A 24,269-nucleotide genomic window follows, 5' to 3' on the forward strand; every position below is an offset into this window, starting at 1 on the left:
GTGCGCTTCCCGAGACGCGATCCGCGCGCGCCAGCACGCCGATGACTGCACGCAACCCCACGCCGATTCCCTGCCTGCTCGGCCCGACTGCGTCCGGCAAGACCGCGGCCGCGCTCGCGTTGGCGGCACAGCGGCCGGTTGAAATCGTGAGCGTCGATTCCGCTCTCGTCTATCGCGACATGGACATTGGTACCGCCAAGCCGACCGCGGAGGAGCGCGCGGTCGCGCCGCATCATCTGATCGATATCGTCGATCCCGCCGACGCCTATTCAGCAGCTCAATTTCGCGCCGACGCGTTGCGCCTCACCACCGAAATCAGCGCGCGCGGGCGGCTGCCGCTGCTCGTCGGCGGAACGATGCTGTACTACCGGGCGCTCACGCAAGGACTCAACGACCTGCCCGCCGCCGACGCCACGGTGCGCGCGCAACTGGACGCCGACGCGGCGCGCGACGGCTGGCCCGCGCTGCACGCGCGGCTTGCCGCGGTGGATCCGGCGACAGCGGCGCGCCTTGCGCCCAACGATTCGCAGCGCATCCAGCGCGCGCTCGAAGTGTTCATGCTCACCGGCGAAGCGATGTCCGCGCTGCTCGCCGCCCCCGCGCGCACCGACGAAGCCGCCGCCCAATGGCACTTCGTGCCGATCGCGCTCGAGCCGTCGGACCGCAGCGTGCTGCACGCGCGCATCGAGCAACGATTCGATGCGATGCTGGACAACGGTTTTGTCGACGAAGTGGTGAAGCTGCGCGAACGCGGTGACTTGACGCCGGACATGCCTTCCATGCGTTGCGTCGGCTACCGGCAGGTCTGGGAGTATCTGGACGGCGCCGTCGACTATTCGACCATGCGCGACAAGGGCGTGTTCGCGACCCGGCAATTGTGCAAGCGGCAGCTCACATGGCTGCGCAGCATGAACGAGCGGGTGGTGGTGGACTGCTGCGATCCGCACGCGACGGCGCGCGTGCTGGAGATGATCGAAGCGCTGCTCGAGGCCTGACGCAGCGGCAATGCTGGAACCCGCGCGGCGTGGGCGACTGCTCGTCACACCGCGCAGGCTACGGCGCTCTACCGCGCGCCTGAAGAGAACAATTAAACGACGACCGTCTGCGCTTCACCGGTCGCGCTTTCACGGATCAGGCCGATCTTCCAGACCTGCTCGCCGGCTGCGGACAACAGACCGATGGCCGCGTCGGCATCCGCCGCCGACACCACGACCGCCATGCCGATACCGCAGTTGAATACGCGATGCATTTCCGCGTCCGCGACGCCGCCGTGCTTCTGGAGCCACGAGAACAGCGGCGGCAGCGGCCAGCTGCGGTGATCGAGCTCCGCGGTCAGCCCTTCGCGCAGCACGCGCGGAATGTTTTCGACGAGCCCGCCGCCCGTGATGTGCGCCATGCCCTTGACCGCGATCTGCTGCATGAGCGCGAGGAGCGGCTTCACGTAGATGTGCGTGGGCGCCATGAGCGCGTCGGCGAGCGAACGGCCGTCGAAGTCGGCATTCAGATCGGGTTGCGCGCGCTCGATAATCTTGCGCACGAGCGAAAAACCGTTCGAATGGATGCCGCTCGACGCAAGGCCCAGCACCACGTCGCCGGGGGCGATCGTGCTGCCGTCGATAATCTTGCTCTTTTCGACCGCGCCGACCGCGAAGCCGGCCAGATCGTATTCGCCGTCCGGATACATGCCCGGCATTTCAGCCGTTTCCCCGCCGATCAGCGCGCAGCCCGCCAGTTCGCAACCCTGCGCGATGCCCTTCACCACCGTGGCCGCGGTGCCGACGTCCAGCTTGCCGCACGCGAAGTAGTCGAGGAAAAAGAGCGGTTCGGCGCCTTGCACGAGAATGTCGTTCACGCTCATGGCGACCAGATCCTGGCCCACCGTGTCGTGCCGGTTCAACTGAAACGCGAGGCGCAGCTTGGTGCCCACGCCGTCCGTGCCCGACACGAGCACCGGTTCCTTGTACCGCTTCGGCACCTCGAACAGCGCGCCGAATCCGCCAATGCCGCCCAGCACGCCGTCGCGCATCGTCTTTTTGGCAAAGGGCTTGATTGCGTCGACGAGAGCGTCGCCCGCGTCGATGTCCACGCCGGCGTCGCGATACGACAAACCTTGGGCCGAATCAGTGGAATTCGGGGCGGATTTCGGTTGATTCATGGGGGGAGTGCTCGAAGGTCGGTAAAATGCGATTTTACCCGATGCCGCGACGACACCTGGGAAACAACTTTGCAACAGAACTCCTCGATACTGACGCCGGTGCAGCGCCGCGCCTTCATCTGGCTCGCCATTGCGCTTGGCGTCGGCATTCTGCTGTGGCTGCTGAGTCCGGTTCTTACGCCGTTTCTGCTCGGCGCGATTCTCGCGTACATCCTGCAGCCGGGCGTCGCGTGGCTGGTGCGCCGGCGCGTGCCGCGCGCGCTCGCGGCCTTGCTGATGATGCTGCTCTTCACGCTGCTCATGACGTTGCTCGTGCTGCTCGTGTTCGCCGTGATCCAGAAAGAAGGCCCGCAGCTGCGGCAGCAGGTGCCCGTGCTGTTCGCCCATATCAACGCGTGGCTGCAGCCCAAGCTCGCGCTGCTCGGCCTCGCCGATTCGCTCGACTTCGCGAGCGTGCGCGACCTCGTCATGGGACAGCTCGAAGGCAGCGCGCAGACGGTCGCACGTTATGCGTGGACCTCGATCGTGACGAGCGGCAACGTCATGATGACGGTGATCGGCAATCTCATTCTGGTGCCGCTCGTGCTGTTCTATCTGCTGTACGACTGGAACCGCATGCTGCTGCGCGCGCAGGGCGTGGTACCGCGGCGCTGGCTCGTCAAGACGCTGCAACTCGCGCGCGACATGGATCAGATGCTGTCGCAATACCTGCGCGGCCAGTTGCTGGTGATGGGCGTGCTCGCCGTGTTTTACGCGGTTGCGCTCACCCTCGCCGGCTTCGAGATCGCGCTCCCGGTCGGCATTTTCACGGGACTCGCGGTGTTCATTCCGTACGTCGGCTTCGCGACCGGTCTTGCGCTCGCGCTGCTCGCCGCGCTGCTGCAATTCGGCAACTGGTACGGTTTCGGCGCGGTCGCGCTGATTTACGGCGTGGGCCAGATCGTGGAGAGCTTTTTCCTTACGCCGCGCCTTGTCGGCGAGCGGATCGGCCTGCATCCGCTGGCGGTCATTTTCGCGTTGCTCGCGTTCGGGCAGCTGTTCGGCTTTTTCGGCGTGCTGCTCGCGTTGCCGGTCAGCGCGATTTTGTCGGTGGCCGTGCGCGAGTTGCGGCAAAGCTACCTGGAAAGCACGCTCTACAACAATTGACATTCCGCTTCGCAGTTCCGGCTCGCAAGGCGCTTCGCGACGCGAGCCCTACTTTCGGCATTCACCTACTGTGCTTCGTCAACTGACGCTCGATCTCGGCACGCCGCCGCCATCGACATTCGAGAATTTTTTCGCCGGCACCAATGCCGAGCTCGTCACGCGCCTGCGGGAGCTCGACAGCGCGCTCGCCGCCGGTCCTGTCGCCGATCGCACCTTCTATATCTGGGGCGAAGCGGGCAGCGGCCGCACGCACCTGCTGCAGGCGCTCGTGCACGAAGCGCCGCCGGGCCACGCGCGCTTCGCGGGTCCGCAAAGCAGCCTCGCCGCGTTCGGCTTCGACCCGCGCATCGCGCTCTATGCGATCGACGATTGCGACGGCCTCTCCGCCGCGCAGCAGATCGCCGTGTTCAATCTCTTCAACGAGGTGCGCGCGCATCCGACGAGCGCGCTCGTCGCCGCCGGCAACGCGCCGCCCATCGGCATGACGGTGCGCGAGGACCTGCGCACGCGGCTCGGCTGGGGCCTCGTGTTCCATCTCGCGCCGCTGCCGGACGAAGCCAAGGCCGCCGTGCTGAAACGCGCAGCGCGCGAGCGCGGCATCATGCTCGCCGACGACGTCCCCGCCTATCTGCTCACGCATTTTCGCCGCGACATGCCAAGCCTGATGGCGCTTCTCGACGCGCTCGACCGCTTTTCGCTCGAACAGAAGCGCGCGGTGACGCTGCCGCTTTTGCGCACAATGCTGGCTTCGCCGGGCCAGGAGGGCCCCGCCGCGTCGTCCGTCGCTTCAAGTAAAATAGACCCCCATGGCTAATCTCGCACTCTTCGACCTCGATCACACGCTCATTCCCACCGACAGCGACCACGAATGGGGCCGCTTCATGGTGAAACACGGCATGGTCGACGCCGAAAATTTCGCCCGTGACAACGACCGCTTCTACGCCGACTACAAGGCCGGGAAGCTCGACATCCACGCCTATCTGATCGCCATGCTCACGCCGCTCGCCAAATACACGCGCGCGCAACTCGCTGACTTTCACGCGCAGTACATGCATGAGGTGATTACGCCGGCCATCCTCCCGGCGGCGGTCGAGCTGGTCAAGCGGCACCGCGAAGCCGGCGACCTGTGCTGCGTGGTCACCGCCACGAACGAATTCATCACCCGTCCCATTGCAAGCGCGTTCGGCGTGGATACGCTCATCGCCTGCGAAGCGGAAACCGTCGACGGCCACCCGCACTCGGCCTACACGGGCCGGCCCACGGGCACGCCGAGCTACAAGGAAGGCAAGATCGTGCGCACCGAGGCATGGCTCGCGTCGCTCGGCAAGAGCTGGAGCGACTTTGAGCGCAGCTTTTTCTACAGCGATTCGCACAACGACATTCCGCTGCTCGAAAAGGTCACCGACCCGATCGCGACCAATCCCGACGACACGTTGCGTGCCCATGCACAGGCCAAAGGCTGGCGCATCCTCGAACTCTTTCAACCCACGTGATCAAAAAACTCATTCGCAAGCTATTCGGCCAGGACACCGCATCCGCCGACGACACGCTGCCGGCTGAAGCCGACGCAGACGAAACCGGCAGCGCACCGGCACGCAATGCACAGGGCGCCGCGGGGACCGGCCGCGCGCGCCGCAAGCCGGCCCGCGGCGGCGCCGCCGCCAAGGCGGTGCGCGACCCCGACGTGCCGGTCATCATTCCGCACGACGTGCACGGCATCGACCCTACGCTCATCTCGCGCAACGCGATTCGTGTGACCGAAGGGCTGCAACAGGCGGGGCACCGGGCATTTATCGTCGGCGGCGCGGTGCGCGATCTGCTGCTCGGCATCAAGCCCAAGGATTTCGACGTCGCGACCGACGCCACGCCCGAGCAGGTGCAGAAGCTGTTCCGCCGCGCGCGCATTATCGGGCGCCGGTTTCAGATCGTGCACGTGCAGTTCGGCCAGGAAATCATCGAAACCTCGACGTTCCGCGCGCTCGTTGATCCGCCCGCGGCGGACGCGGCGCCGCCGCGCCGGCTGAAGCGCGACGAACTCGACCGCCGTACGCACGCCGTGGACGCGAGCGGCCGCGTGCTGCGCGACAACGTGTGGGGCGAGCAGCACGAAGACGCCACGCGCCGCGACTTCACGATCAACGCGATGTACTACGATCCGGCCACGGAAACCGTGCTGGACTACCACAACGGCATGGCCGACGTGCGCGCGCGCCTGTTGCGCATGATCGGCGACCCGGCCACGCGTTATCGCGAAGATCCGGTGCGCATGCTGCGCGTCGTGCGTTTCGCCGCCAAGCTCGACTTCGAGATCGACGACGCGACCCGCGCGCCCATCGCGAAAATGGCCGACCTGATCAACAACGTGCCGGCCGCGCGTCTTTTCGACGAAATGCTGAAGCTGATGCTCTCCGGCCACGCGCTCGCCTGTCTGAAGCGCCTGCGCCAGGAAGGCCTGCATCACGGGCTTCTGCCTTTGCTCGACGTGGTGCTCGAACAGCCCACCGGCGAGAAATTCATCACGCTCGCGCTCAACAATACGGACGCGCGCGTGCGCGCCGGGAAACCCGTGTCGCCCGGCTTCCTGTTCGCCACGCTGCTCTGGCACGACGTGCAGCAGCGCTGGCAGAAATTCGAGGCGAACGGCGAATATCCGGTGCCCGCGCTGCATCGCGCGATGGACGAAGTGCTCGACATGCAGACCGAGAAGCTCGCCATCCACAAGCGCTTTTCGTCCGACATGCGCGAAATCTGGGGCTTGCAGCTCCGTCTTGAAAAACGTTCGGGAAGAAGCGCGCTGAAGCTGCTGGAACACCAAAGATTTAGAGCGGGGTATGATTTCCTCCTGTTGCGCTGCGAATCGGGCGAACTCGACGAGTCGGTCGGAGCGTGGTGGAGGGAGTTCATCGAAGGAGACGTGGCGGCGCGTGAAGCACTGCTCACGCAAGGCGGGAAGGACCGAAGCCCCAGAAAACGACGGCGGCGCGGCGGTGGCGCCAGGAACCGCAAATCGGGCGACGGAATGGAGGGCGGCACGCCAGCCGAACGCGCGGATACCGAAGCGGGCCACGACAGCCCGCATGAAGACTGACGCAGCGTTTGCTGAAGCCGTCGAACGATAGTTGCAGGAAGTTATGCCATGACGGTTGCTTATCTCGGCTTGGGCGCGAATCTCGGGGACGCGCGCCAGACCCTGAAAGACGCGGTGGTGTGCCTCGCACAACAGCACACCATCACCGTGCTCGCCAAGTCGAGCCTGTATCGCACTGCCCCGATCGACGCGGGCGGTGACGACTATTTCAACTGCGTGGTGAAGCTCGACACGACGCTCCCCGTGCGCCATCTGCTCGCGCTGTGCCATAAGATCGAGCATCAGTTCGGCCGGGAGCGGCCCTTTCGGAACGCGCCGCGAACGCTCGACCTGGACATCCTGCTCTATGGCGATCAATCCATCGACGAAGCCGATCTGATCGTTCCGCATCCCCGCCTTGTCGAACGCGCGTTTGCGCTGGTGCCGCTCGTCGAGATCGACGCCGCGCTGGTCATTCCGCGGCACGGCCGCGCCGACGCGCTGCTCGAGGGCGTGCGCGAGCAGCGCATCGAAAAAGTCAAAGGGCCGTGCCAGTGCCCGACGCTCAATGCACTCAACGCCGGCAAGGGCCGCTGCGAATGAATTCACCACCGCTCACCGTCACCGCGCCGCAATTGCGGCCTCCGTTCGGCTACCTGGCGATCGAAGGACCGATCGGCGTCGGCAAGACTTCGCTCGCGCGGCGCCTCGCGCAACGGTGGTCAATGCAGGAACTGTTCGAGCGGCCGCAGGACAATCCCTTCCTCGAACGCTTTTATCGCGACACCGCGCGCTATGCGCTGCCCGCCCAATTGCATTTCGCGCTGCAACGCGCGCAGCAGGCGCAGGAAGTGAGCGCGGCGCAGGTGGCGGGCACGCCGCTCATCGCCGACTTCATGACGCAGAAGAACGACATCTTCGCGCGCCTCACGCTGCAGGAAGACGAGTGGAATCTGTATCGCGCGCTCGCCGCGCGGCTCGAGGTGAGCGCGCCGGCGCCGGACTTCGTCGTGTATCTGCAGGCAAGTCCCGAGGTGCTGTTCTCGCGCATCCAGAAACGCGCCGTGCCGATGGAGCTGCAAATTTCCGACGCCTATCTGCATGCGCTCTGCGACGCGTACAACGAGTTCTTCTATCACTACGACCGCACGCCCGTGCTCACGGTCAACGCCGAACATCTGAATCCGCTCGACTCCGACGCGGACCTTGCGCTGCTCGCCGAACGCATCGAGACCATGCGCGGCCGCAAGGAATTCTTTGTCAAAGGCACGTCGCTCTAAGCGGCGCGCGCTTCTCTTTCAACGGATCGACCCATGACCTATTTGCAGGAAACGAGCCGGAATGCGATCACCGTGCCGAAACTGCAGGCAATGCGGGACGCCGGCGAGAAAATCGCCATGCTCACCTGTTACGACGCGAGCTTCGCTGCGCTGCTCGATCGCGCGGGCGTCGATGTCCTGCTGATCGGCGACTCGCTGGGCAATGTGTTGCAAGGGCAAACCACCACGCTGCCGGTTTCGCTCGCCGACATTGCGTATCACACGGCCAGCGTGGCGCGCGCGCGGCCGTCGGCATTGATCGTGGCCGACTTGCCGTTCGGCACTTACGGCACGCGCGAAGAAGCCTATCGAAGCTCCGTCGAATTGATGCGCGCCGGCGCGCAAATGGTCAAGCTGGAAGGCGGCGAGTGGCTCGGCGACACGGTGCGCTTTCTGGTCGAACGCTCGATTCCGGTGTGCGCGCACGTCGGATTGACGCCGCAGTCGGTGCACGCGTTCGGCGGCTTCAAGGTGCAAGGCAAGACCGAGGAAGGCGCGAGCCAGTTGCTGCGCGACTCGCTCGCGATGCAGGCGGCAGGCGCGCAGCTCATCGTGATGGAAGCGATACCGACGCTGCTCGCAAGCGAGGTCACGAAGCAGTTGCGCATTCCGACTATCGGCATCGGCGCGGGGCTCGACTGCTCGGGTCAGGTGCTGGTGCTGCACGACATGCTGGGCATTTTCCCCGGCAAACGCCCGCGCTTCGTGAAGGATTTCATGCAGGGACAGCCGAGCATTCTCGCGGCGGTGGAAGCTTATGTGCGCGCGGTGAAGGATGCGACGTTTCCTGGGCCTGAGCACACGTTTTGAGAATGAGGCGCCGAGATGGCTTGCGGGCGCGTTGTCGAATTCGTTGAGCTTCTGGCGGGCGCGGGAGGCATGGGCCCGCGCCCTACCGAATAACCCGCGCGGGCAGCGCCCCACGTAGCGCATTGCAGATCATCAGCGCTTCGGCATTCAGCACGTCCGCCCGCGTCAACACTCTCTCGGCCGCGTGCAGGCTCGTGTCTTCCTCGAGCAACACCCCTCGCATCACGCCCGGCAACACGCCGGAGCTAAGCGGGGGCGTCCACCAGCGTCCCGCCAGCTTCACGAACACATTCGACCGGCCGCCTTCCGTCAACTCGCCGTGTTCGTTGAAGAAGAGCGTATCGAAAGCGCCGTTCGCCTCCGCCTCGCGCCAGCCGCGGTCGTACTCCGCGCGGCGCGTGGTCTTGTGGCGCAAGAGCGGATCGCCGGCGTGCATGGTCGCGAAATCATGGTCGCTTGCAAGCAGCACGCCGACGGTCGGCTCTGCCAGCGGCGTCAGGACCGCCGTTGTGATCTGCGTCGCGCCGCTTTTGGCTAACGCGAGACGCATGCGGTGGGCAGTTCGCGCGGGCAAGGACGCGCACTGTGCCGCAATCTGCGCGCCGATGGCTTTTGCATCGAATGGAAAACCGAGTGTGGCGGCACTCGCCGACAGTCTCGCGAGATGGCGCGGCAGATGGCGCACGCCCTCTTCACGCGTCGCATACAGGGTTTCGAAGAGCTCGAAGCCGGGCTCCGCGCCCGTCAGAAAGCGCGCTTTCAATCGACACTCGGCGTGCTCGTCCTGCGCGACGCTGTCGAGCACGATGCCCGCGCCCACACCCATCGTGCCGCGCAACACGTCCGCTTGCGCCGACGGCTTCAAGGTCAGCGTGCGGATGGCCACGGACAGGCAGAAGTCGCCGCCGGCATTCTGACCGGCGCCCGCCGGCTCGAAAGCCGCGTCGAGCCAGCCGATCGCGCCCGTGTACAGCCCGCGCGGCGTGCTTTCCAGTTCGTCGATCAACTGCATCGTGCGATGCTTCGGCGCACCGGTGATCGAGCCGCACGGAAAGAGCGCGCGCAGTATGCCGGCGAACGACGTGCCGGGCCGCAAAGCGGCCTCGACCGTCGATGTCATCTGCCAAACGGATGCGTACGGCTCGACGGAAAACAACGCCGGCACCTTGACCGATCCCGTCTGCGCGACGCGTGACAGATCGTTGCGCAGCAGGTCGACGATCATCACGTTTTCGGCGCGATTTTTCGGATCGCTGCCGAGGAATTCGGCCGCGGCGCGGTCGGTTGTGGGATCCGCCGAGCGCGGCGCCGTGCCTTTCATCGGACGCGCGCGCAACGTAGCACCGTGCTTTTCGACAAAGAGTTCCGGCGAACACGACAGCACCCACGCGCCGCCCGGCAGCGCGATCAGCGCGCCGTAGGGAACCGGCTGACGGCCCCGCAGCCGCCGATACAGCGCAACAGGCGAGCCGAACACGTCAAAACCGAGCCGGTAGGTGTAATTGACCTGATAGGAATCGCCCGCGCGCAACGCGGCATGAATTGCGCCGATGGCCGCGTTGAATTCTTCAGCCTCGACGCTTTCACGCACATTGGCCGTGCCCGCCACCGACGGCTCAGCAAGTCCGCCGTCCCGCCTCACGAGCCACGTCTCGACCTCATCGCGCGAAAGCTTTTCACAGCGTTCGAACAATAAAAAACGCAGCGTGGCATCGCCATGCTGCGTTTTGAAAGACGGCGCCGATGCTCCGTCGAGAAGATGCCGGCCGAACTCGTAGTCGGCGAGCACGATGGCATAGAGGCCCACCTGCATGTCGGCGGCCGCTGCTTCGCAAACCGCTTCCAGTTGCGCGGCGTCCGCGCACACGCGCTCATGCACGAAGCCCGTGTAGAGACGGCTTGAGCGGCGCGCCGCGGACGCGTCGCAATCATCGAGCAATGCAAACACCGCGCCGCGCCCATCTGCCGTCATGCTTACCGCCGACTTCAAACCGCCATTAATCGAAGAAGCTCTTCACCCGGTCGAACCAGCTCTTGCTTTGCGGGCTATGCCGCGCGCCGCCTTCCACCAGTGCTTTCTCAAACTGCTTGAGCAGGTCGCGCTGCGACTCGGTGAGCTTGACCGGCGTTTCCACCTGCACGTGTACGTACAGATCGCCGGCAATGCTCGAGCGCAGTCCCTTGATGCCCTTGCCGCGCAGCCGGAACGTCTTGCCCGACTGCGTGCCTTCGGGCACCGTGAAGCTCGCGCGGCCCGCCAGCGTCGGTACTTCGATTTCGCCGCCCAAAGCCGCCGTGGTGAACGGAATCGGCATCTGGCAATGCAGATCGTCGCCGTCGCGCTCGAACACCGCGTGCTGCTTGATATGAATCTCGACGTACAGATCGCCCGACGGCCCGCCGTTGATGCCCGGCTCGCCATTGCCGGCGGAACGGATGCGCATGCCGTCGTCGATACCTGCCGGAATCTTGACTTCGAGCGTCTTGGTTTCCTTCACCTTGCCCGCGCCGTGGCAGTGGCCGCACGGCTCAGGAATATAGGTGCCGGTGCCGTGGCACTTCGGACAGGTTTGCTGGATGCTGAAAAAGCCTTGCGACATACGCACCGCGCCCGAGCCGCTGCAGGTCGGGCAGGTTTCCGGCTTGGTGCCGGGCTTCGCGCCCGACCCGTGACAGACTTCGCACGACGCCCAGCTCGGCACGCGGATCTGCGTGTCGTAACCATGCGCCGCCTGTTCCAGCGTGATTTCCATGCTGTAGCGCAAGTCTGCGCCGCGATACACCTGCGGGCCCGCACGGCCACCGCCGCGCGCCGCGCCGCCGGCCGCCTGACCGAAGATGTCGCCGAAAATATCGCCGAAGGCATCGGCAAAACCGCCGAAGCCCTGCGCGCCGGCGCCGCCCATGTTCGGATCGACGCCCGCGTGACCATACTGGTCGTACGCGGCACGCTTTTGCGAGTCCGAGAGCATTTCGTAGGCTTCCTTCACCTCCTTGAAATGCTCTTCCGCATCCTTGTTGCCCGGATTGCGGTCGGGGTGGTGCTTCATCGCCAGCTTGCGATAAGCCTTCTTGATTTCGTCGTCGCTTGCGTTCTTTGCGACGCCCAGAACCTCGTAGTAATCCCGTTTCGCCATATCGGTTCAACGCCCCCCGCGAGAGTGCCGCGCGGTGGCTCCTCTTGAATGCTGGAGTCTCACGACTCGTCCGGCCGCTGTTCATGCCGCCTGAATGCGGCTAAAAACAACGCCCTCCATAAAACAAATGTGCCCGGAGAGCCTAAAAGGCTCGCCAGGCGTGATAACCGCTCTTGCACGTTCCCGCGTCCGGAAGGTCGCGGTCCCTTGTGCAGCCGGGCCGCACACATGATCCGTGTGCGGCTTTACGGTCGGAATGCGACCTGGCTTTAGTCTTTCTTGACTTCCTTGAACTCGGCGTCGACCACGTCGTCCTGCTGCTGGCTCGCGCCACCCGCCGAGGCACCCGCGCTCGCGCCCGCCGCCCCTGCTGCCGCAGCTTCGGCGCCTTGCGAAGCCTGCATGTCGGCGTACATCTTCTCGCCCATCTTCTGCGAGGCCGTGGCGACTGCTTCGATCTTCGCTTCGATCGCGGCCTTGTCCGCCGAACCGCTCTTGAGCGTGTCTTCCAGTTCCTTCAGCGCGGTTTCGATCTTTTCCTTCTCGCCGGCTTCCAGCTTGTCGCCGTATTCCGTGAGCGCCTTCTTCGTGCTGTGGACGAGCGCGTCACCCTGGTTGCGGGCATCGGCCAGCTCACGCAGCTTATGATCTTCTTCCGCGTTCGCTTCGGCGTCCTTCACCATCTTCTCGATTTCGGCTTCGGACAGACCCGAGTTCGCCTTGATCGTGATGCGGTTTTCCTTGCCGGTCGCCTTGTCCTTCGCGCCGACGTGCAGAATGCCGTTCGCGTCGATGTCGAAGCTCACCTCGATCTGCGGCGTGCCGCGCGCTGCCGGCGGAATGCCTTCCAGGTTGAACTCGCCGAGCAGCTTGTTGCCCGCTGCCATTTCGCGTTCGCCCTGATACACCTTGATCGTCACGGCGCTCTGATTGTCGTCAGCCGTCGAGTAGACCTGCGAGTGCTTGGTCGGGATCGTGGTGTTCTTGTTGATCATCTTCGTCATCACGCCGCCGAGCGTTTCGATGCCGAGCGACAGCGGGGTCACGTCGAGCAGCAGAACGTCCTTGCGGTCGCCCGACAGAACCTGACCTTGAATCGCGGCGCCAACCGCCACGGCTTCGTCCGGGTTCACGTCGCGGCGCGGGTCCTTGCCGAAGAATTCCCTCACCTTCTCCTGCACCTTCGGCATACGGGTCATACCGCCGACCAGAATCACGTCGTCGATTTCGCCGACCTTCACGCCCGCGTCCTTGATCGCCATGCGGCACGGTTCGATCGTGCGTTCGATCAGGTCTTCAACCAGCGCTTCCAGCTTGGCGCGCGTGATTTTCAGGTTCAGGTGCTTCGGACCCGACGCGTCAGCCGTGATGTAAGGCAGGTTGATTTCGGTCTGCTGGCTCGACGACAGCTCGATCTTGGCCTTTTCAGCCGATTCCTTCAGGCGCTGCAGCGCGAGCACGTCTTTCGACAGATCCACGCCCTGCTCTTTCTTGAACTCGCCGATGATGTAGTCGATGATGCGCTGGTCGAAGTCTTCGCCGCCGAGGAACGTGTCGCCGTTCGTGGACAGCACTTCGAACTGCTTTTCGCCGTCGACGTCCGCGATTTCGATGATCGAGATGTCGAACGTACCGCCGCCCAGGTCATACACCGCGATCTTCCGGTCGCCCTTCTCGTTCTTGTCGAGACCGAACGCCAGAGCCGCTGCGGTCGGCTCGTTGATAATGCGCTTCACTTCCAGACCGGCGATGCGGCCGGCATCTTTGGTGGCCTGACGCTGGCTGTCGTTGAAGTACGCGGGAACCGTGATCACCGCTTCCGTGACCGGCTCGCCGAGGTAGTCTTCAGCGGTCTTCTTCATCTTGCGCAGCACTTCCGCCGAGATCTGCGGCGGAGCGAGCTTCTGGTCGCGCACTTCGATCCATGCGTCGCCGTTGTCGGCCTTCATGATCTTGTACGGCATCAGACCGATGTCTTTCTGCACTTCTTTTTCTTCGAAGCGGCGGCCGATCAGGCGCTTCACCGCGTACAGCGTGTTCTTCGGGTTGGTGACCGACTGACGCTTGGCAGGCGCGCCGACGAGAATCTCGCCGTCTTCCATGTAAGCAATGATCGACGGCGTGGTGCGCGCACCTTCCGAGTTCTCGATCACCTTGGTCGTGTTGCCTTCCATGATCGCCACGCACGAGTTGGTCGTGCCGAGGTCGATACCGATGATTTTGCCCATTTTTACTAATCTCCTGACTTTGATCGCTGCGGGAAGCGCCCTGTTTGCCGGTTCGGCGGCAAGGCGATCCGCCCTGAATTCATACCTGCACTCAACATAAGTGCGTCCGCATCGTTTTCAAGACCTCTTTTACGATGCGGTCTTTAATTTTTTTCAATCGGCCGAGCCCTCGCCCGAAGTCTTGGCCGAAGCCTTGCCCGAAGCCCTGGCCGAATCCGCGCCGCCTGCTTGCGCGCCGTTGCCCGGCACCCCGCCGGGCGTCGCGCCGGCCCGGATCTTCTCCCGCGCCGCAGCCACCGCAGCCTCGAACTGCCCCAGACCATGCCAGCCGGTCGCCCGGCCAAGCCGTTTGCCGCGATAAAAGAAGAACCACGTGGGCACGCCGTGAAGCATGAAGCGCCGGCCCAGCTCGCGGTGCTCGTAGACATTGCTGTGAAACCACCGCAGGTCCAGCGCGCGAATCGCCTCCGGCTGCGCCAGCATGGCTTTCTTGGCGATCTCGCAGTTGAAGCAATCGACGCCCCAGAAGAACACCACCGCTAGCGCGTCGCCGGCTTCGGCAAGGCCGGCGTCGAACGATTCGGCGCTCAGCTCCTTCATGTCGAATACCGAAAACGCAGTAGCGTCGACGGGAACATTGGCCATGACGGTGTTCACCTGCTGACGGAGTCCCAGCTGCTATCTGACGGCGGAATGCCTACGGCGAGCGCGACGGGCTTGCAAACTTACTTCGGCGCGGCCACCGTCACGAGCGCCGGACGCAGCACACGGTCGGCGATCACAAAGCCTTTCTGCAGCACGGCGACCACGGTGTTGGGCTCCTGGTCCGCCGGCACCATCGAAATAGCCTGATGGCGGTGCGGGTCGAACTTCTCGCCAACCGGATTCAGTGCGACGACGCGGCCCTTTTCCAGCGCGCCGGTCAGCTGGCGCAGCGTGAGTTCGACGCCTTCGCGCACTTTCACGAGGTCGTCCGAAGAATGGGCCACGGCAGCTTCCAGACTGTCGACCACCGGCAGCAGATGCTCCGCGAAGCTCTCGATCGCGAACTTATGCGCCTTCGCGACGTCTTCCTGCGCGCGCCGGCGCACGTTTTCGGTCTCGGCCTTGGCGCGCAGGAAGCTCTCCTGCAATTCGGCGATCTTCGCCTCTGCTTCGGCCAACGCAGCTTCGGCACCCGCTGCCGGCGCGTCCGTGGCGACGCTCGCTGCGGCTTCCTGCTCGGGCGTGGCCGCCTCGGCGGCCGGCCGCGCGGTTTCGTCCGCGGGCGTGGGATTCTGGCTCGTCGGGTTCTCTTGCGTGTTTTCCATGTCGCTGAAAGTCGTTAAAAATTTAAAAGCCAACGGCGGCGGCGAAGCATGAGCCTGCAGGCGATTTGTGCGTTGCAAAATCGCGACAGAAGTTCAGACGCGCCACCACGTATTGGAGCGGCAGATGGGGCCGCGGACGCCCGTTTCAAGCGCCTCGCCAGAAATTTTCAAAGCGGCGGGCCGCTGGCGGAAATGGACGGTTACAACCATTAGCGCGACGCAATCAGATTCAGATTGAGCGCAGCAAACAAGTGACCTATGCTCCAGTTACGCGCGGAAAAACCTCGTTAACCCTAATCTGACGTAATCCTTTCCGCCCCTTTGCAATTTCCACCTGGCTAGCTCGTTCCTTTTCTGCACCATCCCAAAAAGGGGGTACCGTGAAGCTGACCTTTGCAATCTCGGTGGTCGCACTGGTACTCGTTGCGGGCACCACGACCATCTGTATGTCCGGGGCGGTCAACGATCACACCACCGAATACGGCGGCGTGAACGCGACCATCGAACAACTGTTCAATCCCCACCTGAAAATCTGTCGATAACGCGGCGGTCGCGCTTGGTCGGCCGGCCGTGCAGCGCCTCGGCCGGCTCGCGATACGTCTTGCGGCGCTCATGTTCCGCTTCGCGCTTCGCGCGGCTTTCGGCGGTTTCCGCATAGAGCGTCTGCGCCACGGTCGCCGGGCCGCGCACGTCGCACACGCCCAGCACCTGCACTTGCCAGATCAGACGCTCGATCTCGATTTCGACGAGGTCGCCGACCCGCACGTCTTTGGCCGGCTTCACACTCGCTCCGCCGATGCGCACCCGGCCTTTTTCGACGGCATCCGCGGCGAGCGAGCGCGTCTTGAAAAAGCGCGCCGCCCAGAGCCATTTGTCGATGCGCAGCTTCGCGCCCGGTTCCGTTGAAATCCTGTAATTCATCAGTCTCGTCAAGCCGCTGTGTTATGCGGTACGGGGACCGCTTGCACCGGCCAGCCTTGCAGGTTTTGCGCGACGATTTCGCCGAGCGCGGCAATCCACGCCTGCGACGCGTTCACGCAAGGAATGCGGTGGAACTCCTTGCCGCCGGCGTGCAGGAACTCGTCGCGCACTTCGATGCCGATTTCTTCAATTGTCTCCAGGCAGTCGGCAGTAAAGCCCGGACAAAATACATCAGCACGCCGCACGCCTGCCGCACCCAGTTCCTTCAACGTGGGTGCCGTATAGGGCTGCAGCCATTCGGCCTTTCCGAAACGCGACTGGAAGGTAATGCGGCATTCCACCGGCGTCAGTCCAAGCGCCTGCATGAGCAGTGCGCCTGTGCTCTGGCATTGGTCGTGGTATGGGTCGCCGAGATCGAGCGTACGCTTCGGCACGCCATGAAAGCTCAAGATCAGCTTGTCGCCCGCCGCAAAATCGGGCCTGCCGTGGAGGTGCCAGTATTGATGCACCTGCGCGGCGAGTGCCGAAATATACGCGGGATGATCGGCGTATTGACGCACCGTGCGGATTTCTGGCTGGTTGCGCATGCGCTTGAGCGCGGAAAAGGCGTCGTCGAAAGCCGTTGCCGTGGTCGACGACGAGTATTGCGGGTACATAGGCATGAGCAGCACGCGCTCGGCGCCCGCGAGCTTCAGCTGATTCAGCATGGCGGGAATGCCGGGCGTGCCGTAACGCATCGCGTAGTCGACAAGCACCGTGTAGTCGTTCAGCTGCAGCAGATGACGCAAGCCCTCCACCTGCTTTTCCGTGTAGACGCGCAGCGGCGAGCCTTCCGGCATCCACACCGCCGCATATTTTCTCGCGGACGCCCGGCCCCTCAACGGCAAGATCAGCAGCCGCAGAATGACCTGCCACAAAAGCGCCGGAATCTCCACCACCCGCGGATCGGACAGGAACTGGGCGAGATAGCGCCGAACCGCGCGCGGCGTGGGCGCGTCGGGCGTGCCGAGATTGATCAGCAGCACGGCAACACGGTGCGACGTGGCGTTCTGCGAAGGCCGCTCGAGGTCGAAGCGCATAGGCTGGCAGGAGTAACCGCTCGGGGCGGGCAGTTGAACAAGGTGGAATTCATTATAGCGGCGCGCCCTTGCGCGGGGCGCCCGAAGCGCCCCTGGCCGTTCGGCTGATTGGCAAGCGGCGCGCGCTCGCGCATGATGTGCCGCATCGACCGCCGCGGCAGTCACGCGCTACGGCTGGCTCATTGTTGACTGAGCGTGAGAGACAGCAGTCTCGCCGTGATGTCCACAATCGGGATGACGCGGTTGTAGGCCATGCGCGTGGGGCCGATCACGCCGAGCGTGCCGACGATCTTGCCGTTCACTTCGTACGGCGCGGTAACCACGCTCATTTCTTCGATCGGCACGAGGTTGGACTCGCCGCCTATGAAGATCTGCACGCCCGCGGCATGACTCGACACATCCAGCAACTGAAGGAGGCTCGTTTTTTGGTCGAACACATCGAACAGCTTGCGCAGGCGCGCCATGTCGGAGGAAAGATCCGCCACTTCGAGCAGATTGCGCTCGCCGGAAATCAGCACCGTCTCGCCGGTGTCCGATTCGTCCGTGCTCGCGGTGACGGCCGCGTGCATCAGCGTCGTCATGTCGCCGCGCAGCTGATCGATTTCTTCGCGCAGGCGGCGCCGCACTTCGTCGAAGGAAAGACCTGCGAAGTGGGCGTTGATGTAGTTGGATGCCTCGACCAGTTCCGACGGCGAAAAATCGCGCTGCGTCGCCATCATACGGTTCTGCACGTCGCCTTCCGGCGTCACGATGATGAGCAGAATGCGCTTGTCGGACAGGCGCATGAATTCGATCTGCTTGAAGACGTGGCTGCGCCGCGGCGTGAGCACCACACCGGCGAACTGCGACAGATTCGAGAGCACGCTCGCCGCGGCCGCGACGATTTTCTGCGGCTCGCCTGCCTGCAGCGTAGTCTTGACGGTGCGGGTCACCGCCTCCTCGTCTGCGGACGATTCGACCGTCAGCATCGTGTCGACGAAAAGACGGTAGCCGCGTGGCGTGGGAATGCGGCCGGCGGAAGTGTGCGGACTGATCACGAGCCCCAGATCCTCAAGATCCGACATGACGTTGCGGATGGTTGCCGGGCTCAGCTCCAGGCCGGAATAGCGCGACAGCGTGCGCGAGCCGACCGGCTGACCTTCGGCAATGTAGCGCTCGATCAGGGTTTTCAGGAGGGTTTGTGCACGAGGATCTAGCATGGCGAAAAATTTTAGCTCAATGATGCGACTACCGCGAGCGCCCAGCGCGCCCCTCGCCGCCCGCATTCCGGCCGTCCGGCGGGACCGCGCCTTGCGCCCGTTTCAGGGCCACGCGCAGCAATTCGTCCGGCGCGCCGTCTGCCCTGTTCCCGGCGGCCCGCCCGGCCGCGCGCCCGTGCAGTTTGCCCGGCGCGCATGTCATCAAGGCTTCACCATTCTAACGATAATCCCGGACTGCGCTCATGCCCTGCCGCGACCGGCCACCCGCAAGGTCCGGGCGCGGTTCTTTTCAGGCCCTACCTATGGTGTAATGCCGGCATGCAAGTAACCAGCCAGTTCAAGACCGTCGCGCTCGTCGGGCGCAACAATACGCCGGGCATCGGCGAGCCGCTGACCGCGCTCGCCTCGTGCATCGCGAAGCGCGGCTTCGAAGTCGTTTTCGAAGCCGACACCGCGGCGGAAATCGGCGTGACCGACTATCCGGCGCTGCGCCCGGCCGAGATCGGCGCGCGTGCCGACGTGGCGATCGTGCTCGGCGGCGACGGCACGATGCTCGGCATCGGCCGGCAACTCGCGCCGTACCGCACGCCGCTTATCGGCATCAACCACGGCCGGCTGGGCTTCATTACCGACATCCCGATTTCGCACATGAGTGAGATCGTGCCGCAAATGCTGTCGGGCAACTTCGAGCGGGAGGAGCGGGTGCTGCTCGAGGCGCGCATCATGCGCCAGGGCAACCCGATCTACCACGCTCTGGCATTCAACGACGTCGTGGTCAACCGCAGCGGCTTTTCGGGCATGGCGGAACTGCATGTTTCCGTGGACGGCCGCTTCATGTACAACCAGCGCTCCGACGGGCTGATCGTTGCCACGCCGACCGGCTCGACCGCTTACGCGCTGTCGTCGCAGGGGCCGATTCTGCATCCGCAATTGCAGGGCATCGTGCTCGTGCCGATCGCCCCGCATGCGCTGTCGAACCGCCCCATCGTGCTGCCGGACGACTCCAAGGTCAGCATCCAGATCGTGTCCGGGCGCGAGGTCAACGTCAATTTCGACATGCAGTCGTTCACCTCGCTCGAACTCGGCGACGCAATCGAGGTGCGCCGCTCGCGTCATACGGTGCCGATGCTGCATCCGGTTGGCTACAGCTATTACGCCACGCTGCGCAAGAAGCTTCACTGGAACGAATACCCGTCGCACGAGGAAGACGCCAAGCCCTGACCGGCGGGACGCCGCAACCCGGCGCCGCTCGTGCAACCCGCGTACGTGAAACCCGAATACCCAGCTCACAGACGACTTCCATGCTTCGCCACCTCTCGATACGCGACTTCGTCATCGTCGCCGCGCTCGACCTAGAGTTCGACAGCGGCTTTACCGTTTTCTCCGGCGAAACCGGCGCCGGCAAGTCGATCCTGATCGACGCGCTGGCGCTCGCGCTCGGGGCGCGCGCCGACGCAAGCGTCGTGCGTACCGGCGAGAGCCGCGCCGACATCACCGCCGAATTCGACACGCACGCGCAAGTGGACGAGTGGCTCGACGAGCAGGCGTTGGGCGCGTCCGCGGCGGACGGCCAGCACGGCGGCACGGTCATGCTGCGCCGCGTGGTGGATGCGAACGGCCGCTCGCGCGCTTTCATCAACGGAACGGCGGCGACACTCGCGCAACTGCGCGAGGTCGGCGAAATGCTCGTGGACATTCACGGCCAGCACGCGCACCAGTTGCTGATGCGTCCGGACGCGCAGCGCGAACTGTTCGACACGCACGCCGGCCTGACCGAGCTTTCCGCGAATGTCACACGCGCATGGCGCACGTGGCGCGAGAAGGTGCAGGCGGTCGAGCATGCACAAACCCGCGACCGCGAGCTGCAGCTGGAGCGCGAGCGGCTCGCCTGGCAGCTTGCCGAACTCGACAAGCTCGCACCGCAGCCCGGCGAATGGGAAGAGGTCAACACGGAACATCGGCGGCTGTCGCATTCGGCCAATCTGATCGACGGCGTGCAAGGCGCGCTCACTGCGCTCTCCGAATCGGACGAGGCAATGATCACGCATCTTTCGTCGATCGTCTCGAAAGTGCGCGACCTCGCCGACATCGACCCGGCGTTGAACGACGTGCTGGCCGCCCTCGAGCCCGCCGAGATTCAATTGCAGGAAGCCGCCTATTCGCTGAGCCATTACGCACAGAAGCTCGAGCTCGACCCGGACCGGCTCGCCCAGGTGGAAAGGCGCCTCGACGCGTTGCACTCGGCGGCGCGCAAGTTCCGCCTGCAGCCCGAAACGCTGCCCGAGGAACACGAAACGCGCCGCGCGCAGCTGGCCGCGCTCGACGCCGCCGCGGATCTCGACAGCCTGCACGCAGCCGAAGCCAAAGCCCGCGAAGACTTCCTCGCCGAGGCGAAGAAGCTTTCCAGGGCGCGTGCCAAGGCGGGCAAGGCGCTCGGCGCCGCGGTCACGACCGGCATGCAGGAACTGTCGATGAAAGGCGGCAGCTTCGAAGTGGCGCTCGTGCCGTTGCCCGAAGGCGGCGCGCACGGACTGGAGCAGGTCGAGTTCCGCGTCGCCGGTCACGCGGGCGTGCCCCTGCGGCCGCTCGCAAAAGTCGCCTCCGGCGGCGAGCTCGCGCGTATCAGTCTGGCGCTGGCGGTGATCGCGAGTGCTGCGAGCCCGACGCCGACGCTGATCTTCGACGAAGTGGATACCGGAATCGGCGGCGGCGTCGCCGAAGTGGTCGGACGGCTGTTGCATCAGCTCGGCGAGGCTCGCCAGGTGCTGTGCGTGACGCACTTGCCGCAGGTCGCCGCGCGCGGCGACCATCATTTCCAGGTCGCGAAAACCGGCAACGGCAAGGGCGGCACGGTGAGCAGCGTGATTTCCCTCGACAAGGCGAGCCGCGTGGAAGAAGTCGCGCGCATGCTGGGCGGCCTCGAGATCACGCCGACCACACGCAAGCACGCGAAGGAAATGCTGGCGGCGTAGGCGGTCTTGCGTCGCTCTGCGCGAACCGAGCCAAAGCACGCCGAAATCCATCCCGCCTCAGCCCACCTCAGCCCGCCCCGAACACCCGCTCCCAAAGCCCGAGCACGGCGTCGCGCTCGGCCGCCACCCGCGCCGGCTCCACGCGCGCCTTCTCCATTCCGTCGAGCCGCAGCTTGTGCTGCAGCTTCCGGTAAGTGCGATAGGCGGCGCCGACGGTCTCCGCTTCCGCCTCGCTCATCAGCCCGAGACGCGACACCTCGCGCAGGAGCGCAATGTTGCCGGTATTGCGGATCAACTCAGGATCGCGCGCCGCGTGCAGCAGCACCCAGTACTGGACCGTGAACTCGATATCCACCATACCGCCGCGATCGTGCTTCAGGTCGAACAGCGTCGTATGGTTGGGATGTCCGGCGCCCACGCGATCGCGCATTTCGGCGATTTCTCCGGCGAGCTGCGCGGCGTCGCGCGGCGTCGTCAGCACCTGTTCGCGGATGGCCTCGAACTGCGCGCCGATCTGCGCGTCGCCGGCACAGTAGCGCGCGCGGGTCAGCGCCTGGTGCTCCCACACCCACGCGGTGTTGGCCGCATCGCCCTCGCGCAACTGATAGCGGCGAAACGCGTCCAGATCGGTGACGAGCAAGCCCGACTCGCCGTTCGGCCGCAAGCGCAGGTCGATGTCGAAGAGCGTGCCCGCGCCGGTCGCGGTGGTCAACCACGTGATCAGCCGGCGCGTGTAGGTGGAATAGATGTCGGCCGCGGCGTCGTCCGGGTCGTCGTAGAGAAAAATCACGTCGAGGTCCGACGCATAGCCCAACTCCTTGCCGCCGAGCTTGCCGTAGGCGATTACCGCGAAGCGCGGCGCCTCGCGATGGCGCTTCGGCAACTGATTCCACACAGCTTCGAGCGTGACGTCGAGCACGGCATCGGCGAGCTCGGACAGCCGGTCGCTCACATGCTCGACGCTCAACTTGCCCGCAAGGTCGATCAGCAGAATGCGGAACACTTCGGCCTGGTGCGCGTGGCGCAGCAGGTCCATCTGCTGCTCGACGCCGTCGGCGGCGGCAAGCCGCAGGCGCAGCGTGCGCTTGAACTCCGGCCAGTCGAACGGCGTGTTGAGCGCTTCGTCGTCGAGCAGTTCGTCCAGCAATTGCGGATGGCGGATCAGGTAGCCCGCCGCCCACCTCGACGCGCCAAGCACCGACAGCACGCGATGCAGCGCCTGCGGATATTCGGTCAGCAACGCGAGATACGCGCCGCGCCGGCCCACCGCTTCGAGCAGGTCGAAGAGCCGCGCGAGCGTATCGCCGCGCCGCTCGGGCGGCTCCAGCGTGCGCGCGGCCTCGAGCGCCCGCTGCGCGACGATGTCAAAGCGCTGCCGGCTGCGCTCGGCAAGCCCGGCATAACGCGACGACTGCCACACGCCGCGCAGCCGCGCGAGCAGGTCCGCCGGCTCGGCCACACCCAGTTCGACGAGGCGCGCGCGCAAGGCTTCTTCCGCGCTGTCGTCCGCAAGCGCGCTGCTCCATACCCAGGCCGCGGCGCCGTCTTCCGGCGCACCGCAACCGTCGCGGCCGCTCACCTTGTCGGCGAAAATCTGGTCGAACTGCTGTTCGACGAATTCGCGATGCGCATCGAGCCGTTCCATCAACATCGGATAGCCGTCGCAGCCCATTGCGCGCGCGAGCGCCGCGCGCTCTTCCGGATCGACCGGCATGGCGTGCGTTTGCGCGTCGTTGCGATATTGCAGCCGGTGTTCGAGCTCGCGCAAAAAGCGATACGCCTGCGAGAGCTTCACGCAGACGGACGGGTCGATCAGCCCGTGCGTCGCCGCATGCCGCAACACGGCGAGCGTCGGACGCACCCGGAACCCGGCGTCCTGGCCGCCGCGAATCAGCTGGAACACCTGCGCGCTGAATTCGATTTCGCGGATGCCGCCGCGTCCGAGCTTGATGTCGTCGGCCTTGTCCGGGCGCATCGACGCGCGGCGCTGCGCTTCCTGGCGAATCTGCAGATGCAGCGCGCGGATTGCGCTGATCACGCCGAAATCGAGATAGCGGCGGTAGACGAACGGCGTGACGAGCGCATCCAGCTGTTTCTGCAAGCGCTGGGCGGACTCGCTCGCGCCTTCGGAAACCAGCCGTCCCTTGATCCACGCATAGCGCTCCCACTCGCGGCCCTGCACGTAGAAATATTCCTCGAGCATGCCGAGGCTGCAGACGAGCGGCCCGGAATCGCCGTTCGGCCGCAGGCGCATGTCGACGCGAAACACGTAGCCGTCGGCGGTCACTTCGGCGAGCGCGCCGATCAGACGCTTGCCGAGCCGCGTGAAAAACTCCTGCGTGGCGATCGGCGCGCGCTGGCCGCCCGCCGTCTCGCCGTCCTCTTCATAAATGAAGATGAGATCGATATCCGACGACACATTCAGCTCGCGCCCGCCGAGCTTGCCCATGCCGACCACCCCGAGCGTGAGCCGCTCGCCCTCTGGACCGCGCGGCTCGCCAAAGAGCGCTTCGAGTTCGGCGGAAAGTACCGCCAGCGAGCGCTGGATTGCCGTTTCCGCGAGGTCCGTCATCGCGCCCGTGACTTCGGCGACATCCGCCTCGCCGGCCAGGTCGCGCTCCATCACCGCGCAGAAGACCTCGGTGCGCAGCTGGCGCAATGCGCGTTTGAGCGCGTCTTCGGTCAGCGGGGCGCTCGGGCCGCCCGCCGCTTCGGCGCACAGCGCGTCGAAGCGCGCGTCGATGCGCTCGCGCGTCAAGGGCTCGGACGCAAGCTCCGCCACCTGCACGACGAGCTGCGGGCGGGCCGCGACGGCGCGCGCCGCATAATGTGAATAGGAGGAACTCAGGAGAGTGGCGTGAGTCATCAAAGGTCTGGCTCGCTCGTTGCTTGATTGGCATGAACCGTGGATTACCGGCTCGTCGCA

General features: G+C 65.0%; 21 protein-coding genes. 11 read left to right on the top strand and 10 right to left on the bottom strand.

Annotated elements, in window-relative coordinates; all coding sequences use genetic code 11:
* The first annotated feature begins 41 nt into the window (after positions 1-41).
* Positions 42-995: a tRNA (adenosine(37)-N6)-dimethylallyltransferase MiaA gene (miaA, locus tag ACEN8U_RS29635; RefSeq protein WP_310105192.1), complete on the top strand. Its 954-nt coding sequence runs from the start codon at positions 42-44 to the stop codon at positions 993-995.
* A gap of 92 nt (positions 996-1,087) precedes the next feature.
* Here miaA and purM read toward each other — a convergent pair whose 3' ends face one another.
* The gene (gene purM / locus ACEN8U_RS29640) at positions 1,088-2,155 is read right to left on the bottom strand and encodes a phosphoribosylformylglycinamidine cyclo-ligase (protein WP_310105189.1); all 1,068 of its coding nucleotides are present in this window, start codon (positions 2,153-2,155) and stop codon (positions 1,088-1,090) included.
* A gap of 69 nt (positions 2,156-2,224) precedes the next feature.
* Between purM and ACEN8U_RS29645 the strand changes: the two genes are divergently transcribed.
* From ACEN8U_RS29645 to panB, 7 genes are all read left to right on the top strand, one after another.
* Positions 2,225-3,301 (top strand): AI-2E family transporter, encoded by a 1,077-nt coding sequence (locus ACEN8U_RS29645; RefSeq protein WP_310105188.1) that lies wholly within the window; start codon positions 2,225-2,227, stop codon positions 3,299-3,301.
* Positions 3,302-3,371: 70 nt separating this feature from the next.
* Positions 3,372-4,115, top strand: coding sequence for a DnaA regulatory inactivator Hda (gene hda, locus ACEN8U_RS29650; RefSeq protein ID WP_310105186.1), 744 nt, complete (start codon positions 3,372-3,374; stop codon positions 4,113-4,115).
* Positions 4,108-4,794, top strand: a complete 687-nt coding sequence (locus ACEN8U_RS29655; RefSeq protein WP_013587189.1) for an HAD family hydrolase — start codon at positions 4,108-4,110, stop codon at positions 4,792-4,794. Before hda ends, ACEN8U_RS29655 begins: the two co-directional genes overlap by 8 nt.
* The gene (pcnB, locus tag ACEN8U_RS29660) at positions 4,791-6,389 is read left to right on the top strand and encodes a polynucleotide adenylyltransferase PcnB (RefSeq protein ID WP_310105181.1); all 1,599 of its coding nucleotides are present in this window, start codon (positions 4,791-4,793) and stop codon (positions 6,387-6,389) included. The genes ACEN8U_RS29655 and pcnB overlap by 4 nt, the downstream gene beginning before the upstream one ends.
* A gap of 48 nt (positions 6,390-6,437) precedes the next feature.
* The gene (folK, locus tag ACEN8U_RS29665) at positions 6,438-6,971 is read left to right on the top strand and encodes a 2-amino-4-hydroxy-6-hydroxymethyldihydropteridine diphosphokinase (RefSeq protein WP_013587187.1); all 534 of its coding nucleotides are present in this window, start codon (positions 6,438-6,440) and stop codon (positions 6,969-6,971) included.
* Positions 6,968-7,648: a deoxynucleoside kinase gene (locus tag ACEN8U_RS29670; protein ID WP_013587186.1), complete on the top strand. Its 681-nt coding sequence runs from the start codon at positions 6,968-6,970 to the stop codon at positions 7,646-7,648. Before folK ends, ACEN8U_RS29670 begins: the two co-directional genes overlap by 4 nt.
* A 33-nt stretch (positions 7,649-7,681) precedes the next feature.
* On the top strand, positions 7,682-8,497 hold the full coding sequence (gene panB, locus ACEN8U_RS29675; protein WP_015001667.1) for a 3-methyl-2-oxobutanoate hydroxymethyltransferase: 816 nt from the start codon (positions 7,682-7,684) through the stop codon (positions 8,495-8,497).
* Positions 8,498-8,579: 82 nt separating this feature from the next.
* On the opposite strand, the gene pabB is transcribed toward panB, so the two are convergent.
* The 5 genes from pabB to grpE form a co-directional block, all read right to left on the bottom strand.
* Positions 8,580-10,469, bottom strand: coding sequence for an aminodeoxychorismate synthase component I (pabB, locus tag ACEN8U_RS29680; protein WP_310105178.1), 1,890 nt, complete (start codon positions 10,467-10,469; stop codon positions 8,580-8,582).
* Positions 10,470-10,494: 25 nt separating this feature from the next.
* Complete coding sequence (gene dnaJ, locus ACEN8U_RS29685; protein WP_310105175.1) at positions 10,495-11,634, bottom strand: molecular chaperone DnaJ; 1,140 nt, start codon at positions 11,632-11,634, stop codon at positions 10,495-10,497.
* A 269-nt stretch (positions 11,635-11,903) separates the two neighbouring features.
* Positions 11,904-13,862, bottom strand: coding sequence for a molecular chaperone DnaK (gene dnaK / locus ACEN8U_RS29690; RefSeq protein ID WP_310105171.1), 1,959 nt, complete (start codon positions 13,860-13,862; stop codon positions 11,904-11,906).
* 153 nt (positions 13,863-14,015) lie between these two features.
* Positions 14,016-14,507, bottom strand: a complete 492-nt coding sequence (locus tag ACEN8U_RS29695) for a thioredoxin family protein (RefSeq protein ID WP_310105168.1) — start codon at positions 14,505-14,507, stop codon at positions 14,016-14,018.
* 80 nt (positions 14,508-14,587) lie between these two features.
* Positions 14,588-15,172: a nucleotide exchange factor GrpE gene (grpE, locus tag ACEN8U_RS29700; RefSeq protein WP_013587180.1), complete on the bottom strand. Its 585-nt coding sequence runs from the start codon at positions 15,170-15,172 to the stop codon at positions 14,588-14,590.
* 380 nt (positions 15,173-15,552) lie between these two features.
* Here grpE and ACEN8U_RS29705 point away from each other — a divergent pair, with 380 nt between their 5' ends.
* On the top strand, positions 15,553-15,714 hold the full coding sequence (locus tag ACEN8U_RS29705) for a hypothetical protein (RefSeq protein ID WP_013587179.1): 162 nt from the start codon (positions 15,553-15,555) through the stop codon (positions 15,712-15,714).
* Here ACEN8U_RS29705 and ACEN8U_RS29710 read toward each other — a convergent pair.
* The 3 genes from ACEN8U_RS29710 to hrcA form a co-directional block, all read right to left on the bottom strand.
* Positions 15,686-16,093: an RNA-binding S4 domain-containing protein gene (locus ACEN8U_RS29710; protein WP_310105164.1), complete on the bottom strand. Its 408-nt coding sequence runs from the start codon at positions 16,091-16,093 to the stop codon at positions 15,686-15,688. The genes ACEN8U_RS29705 and ACEN8U_RS29710 overlap by 29 nt on opposite strands.
* An 8-nt stretch (positions 16,094-16,101) precedes the next feature.
* On the bottom strand, positions 16,102-17,172 hold the full coding sequence (hemH, locus tag ACEN8U_RS29715; protein WP_015001662.1) for a ferrochelatase: 1,071 nt from the start codon (positions 17,170-17,172) through the stop codon (positions 16,102-16,104).
* Positions 17,173-17,351: 179 nt separating this feature from the next.
* Complete coding sequence (hrcA, locus tag ACEN8U_RS29720; protein ID WP_015001661.1) at positions 17,352-18,371, bottom strand: heat-inducible transcriptional repressor HrcA; 1,020 nt, start codon at positions 18,369-18,371, stop codon at positions 17,352-17,354.
* Between the two features lie 318 nt (positions 18,372-18,689).
* Between hrcA and ACEN8U_RS29725 the strand changes: the two genes are divergently transcribed.
* On the top strand, positions 18,690-19,592 hold the full coding sequence (locus ACEN8U_RS29725; RefSeq protein WP_013587175.1) for an NAD kinase: 903 nt from the start codon (positions 18,690-18,692) through the stop codon (positions 19,590-19,592).
* Positions 19,593-19,672: 80 nt separating this feature from the next.
* Complete coding sequence (gene recN / locus ACEN8U_RS29730; protein ID WP_310105161.1) at positions 19,673-21,343, top strand: DNA repair protein RecN; 1,671 nt, start codon at positions 19,673-19,675, stop codon at positions 21,341-21,343.
* A 67-nt stretch (positions 21,344-21,410) separates the two neighbouring features.
* On the opposite strand, the gene glnE is transcribed toward recN, so the two are convergent.
* Positions 21,411-24,209 carry a bifunctional [glutamate--ammonia ligase]-adenylyl-L-tyrosine phosphorylase/[glutamate--ammonia-ligase] adenylyltransferase gene (gene glnE, locus ACEN8U_RS29735; RefSeq protein WP_015001659.1) on the bottom strand — a complete coding sequence of 933 codons (2,799 nt, stop codon included), beginning with the start codon at positions 24,207-24,209 and terminating at the stop codon, positions 21,411-21,413.
* Positions 24,210-24,269: the final 60 nt, after the last annotated feature.

Origin of the sequence: Paraburkholderia phenoliruptrix (assembly GCF_047325075.1) — a bacterium.
GTDB lineage: Bacteria > Pseudomonadota > Gammaproteobacteria > Burkholderiales > Burkholderiaceae > Paraburkholderia > Paraburkholderia phenoliruptrix.

Excerpts from the sequence above, each read along its gene's own strand:
- miaA (WP_310105192.1), top strand. The coding sequence starts at position 42 with ATGACTGCACGCAACCCCACGCCGATTCCCTGCCTGCTCGGCCCGACT.
- purM (WP_310105189.1), bottom strand. The coding sequence starts at position 2,155 with ATGAATCAACCGAAATCCGCCCCGAATTCCACTGATTCGGCCCAAGGT.
- ACEN8U_RS29655 (WP_013587189.1), top strand. The coding sequence starts at position 4,108 with ATGGCTAATCTCGCACTCTTCGACCTCGATCACACGCTCATTCCCACC.
- folK (WP_013587187.1), top strand. The coding sequence starts at position 6,438 with ATGACGGTTGCTTATCTCGGCTTGGGCGCGAATCTCGGGGACGCGCGC.
- ACEN8U_RS29670 (WP_013587186.1), top strand. The coding sequence starts at position 6,968 with ATGAATTCACCACCGCTCACCGTCACCGCGCCGCAATTGCGGCCTCCG.
- panB (WP_015001667.1), top strand. The coding sequence starts at position 7,682 with ATGACCTATTTGCAGGAAACGAGCCGGAATGCGATCACCGTGCCGAAA.
- pabB (WP_310105178.1), bottom strand. The coding sequence starts at position 10,469 with ATGACGGCAGATGGGCGCGGCGCGGTGTTTGCATTGCTCGATGATTGC.
- dnaJ (WP_310105175.1), bottom strand. The coding sequence starts at position 11,634 with ATGGCGAAACGGGATTACTACGAGGTTCTGGGCGTCGCAAAGAACGCA.
- dnaK (WP_310105171.1), bottom strand. The coding sequence starts at position 13,862 with ATGGGCAAAATCATCGGTATCGACCTCGGCACGACCAACTCGTGCGTG.
- ACEN8U_RS29695 (WP_310105168.1), bottom strand. The coding sequence starts at position 14,507 with ATGGCCAATGTTCCCGTCGACGCTACTGCGTTTTCGGTATTCGACATG.
- grpE (WP_013587180.1), bottom strand. The coding sequence starts at position 15,172 with ATGGAAAACACGCAAGAGAACCCGACGAGCCAGAATCCCACGCCCGCG.
- ACEN8U_RS29710 (WP_310105164.1), bottom strand. The coding sequence starts at position 16,093 with ATGAATTACAGGATTTCAACGGAACCGGGCGCGAAGCTGCGCATCGAC.
- hemH (WP_015001662.1), bottom strand. The coding sequence starts at position 17,172 with ATGCGCTTCGACCTCGAGCGGCCTTCGCAGAACGCCACGTCGCACCGT.
- hrcA (WP_015001661.1), bottom strand. The coding sequence starts at position 18,371 with ATGCTAGATCCTCGTGCACAAACCCTCCTGAAAACCCTGATCGAGCGC.
- ACEN8U_RS29725 (WP_013587175.1), top strand. The coding sequence starts at position 18,690 with ATGCAAGTAACCAGCCAGTTCAAGACCGTCGCGCTCGTCGGGCGCAAC.
- recN (WP_310105161.1), top strand. The coding sequence starts at position 19,673 with ATGCTTCGCCACCTCTCGATACGCGACTTCGTCATCGTCGCCGCGCTC.
- glnE (WP_015001659.1), bottom strand. The coding sequence starts at position 24,209 with ATGACTCACGCCACTCTCCTGAGTTCCTCCTATTCACATTATGCGGCG.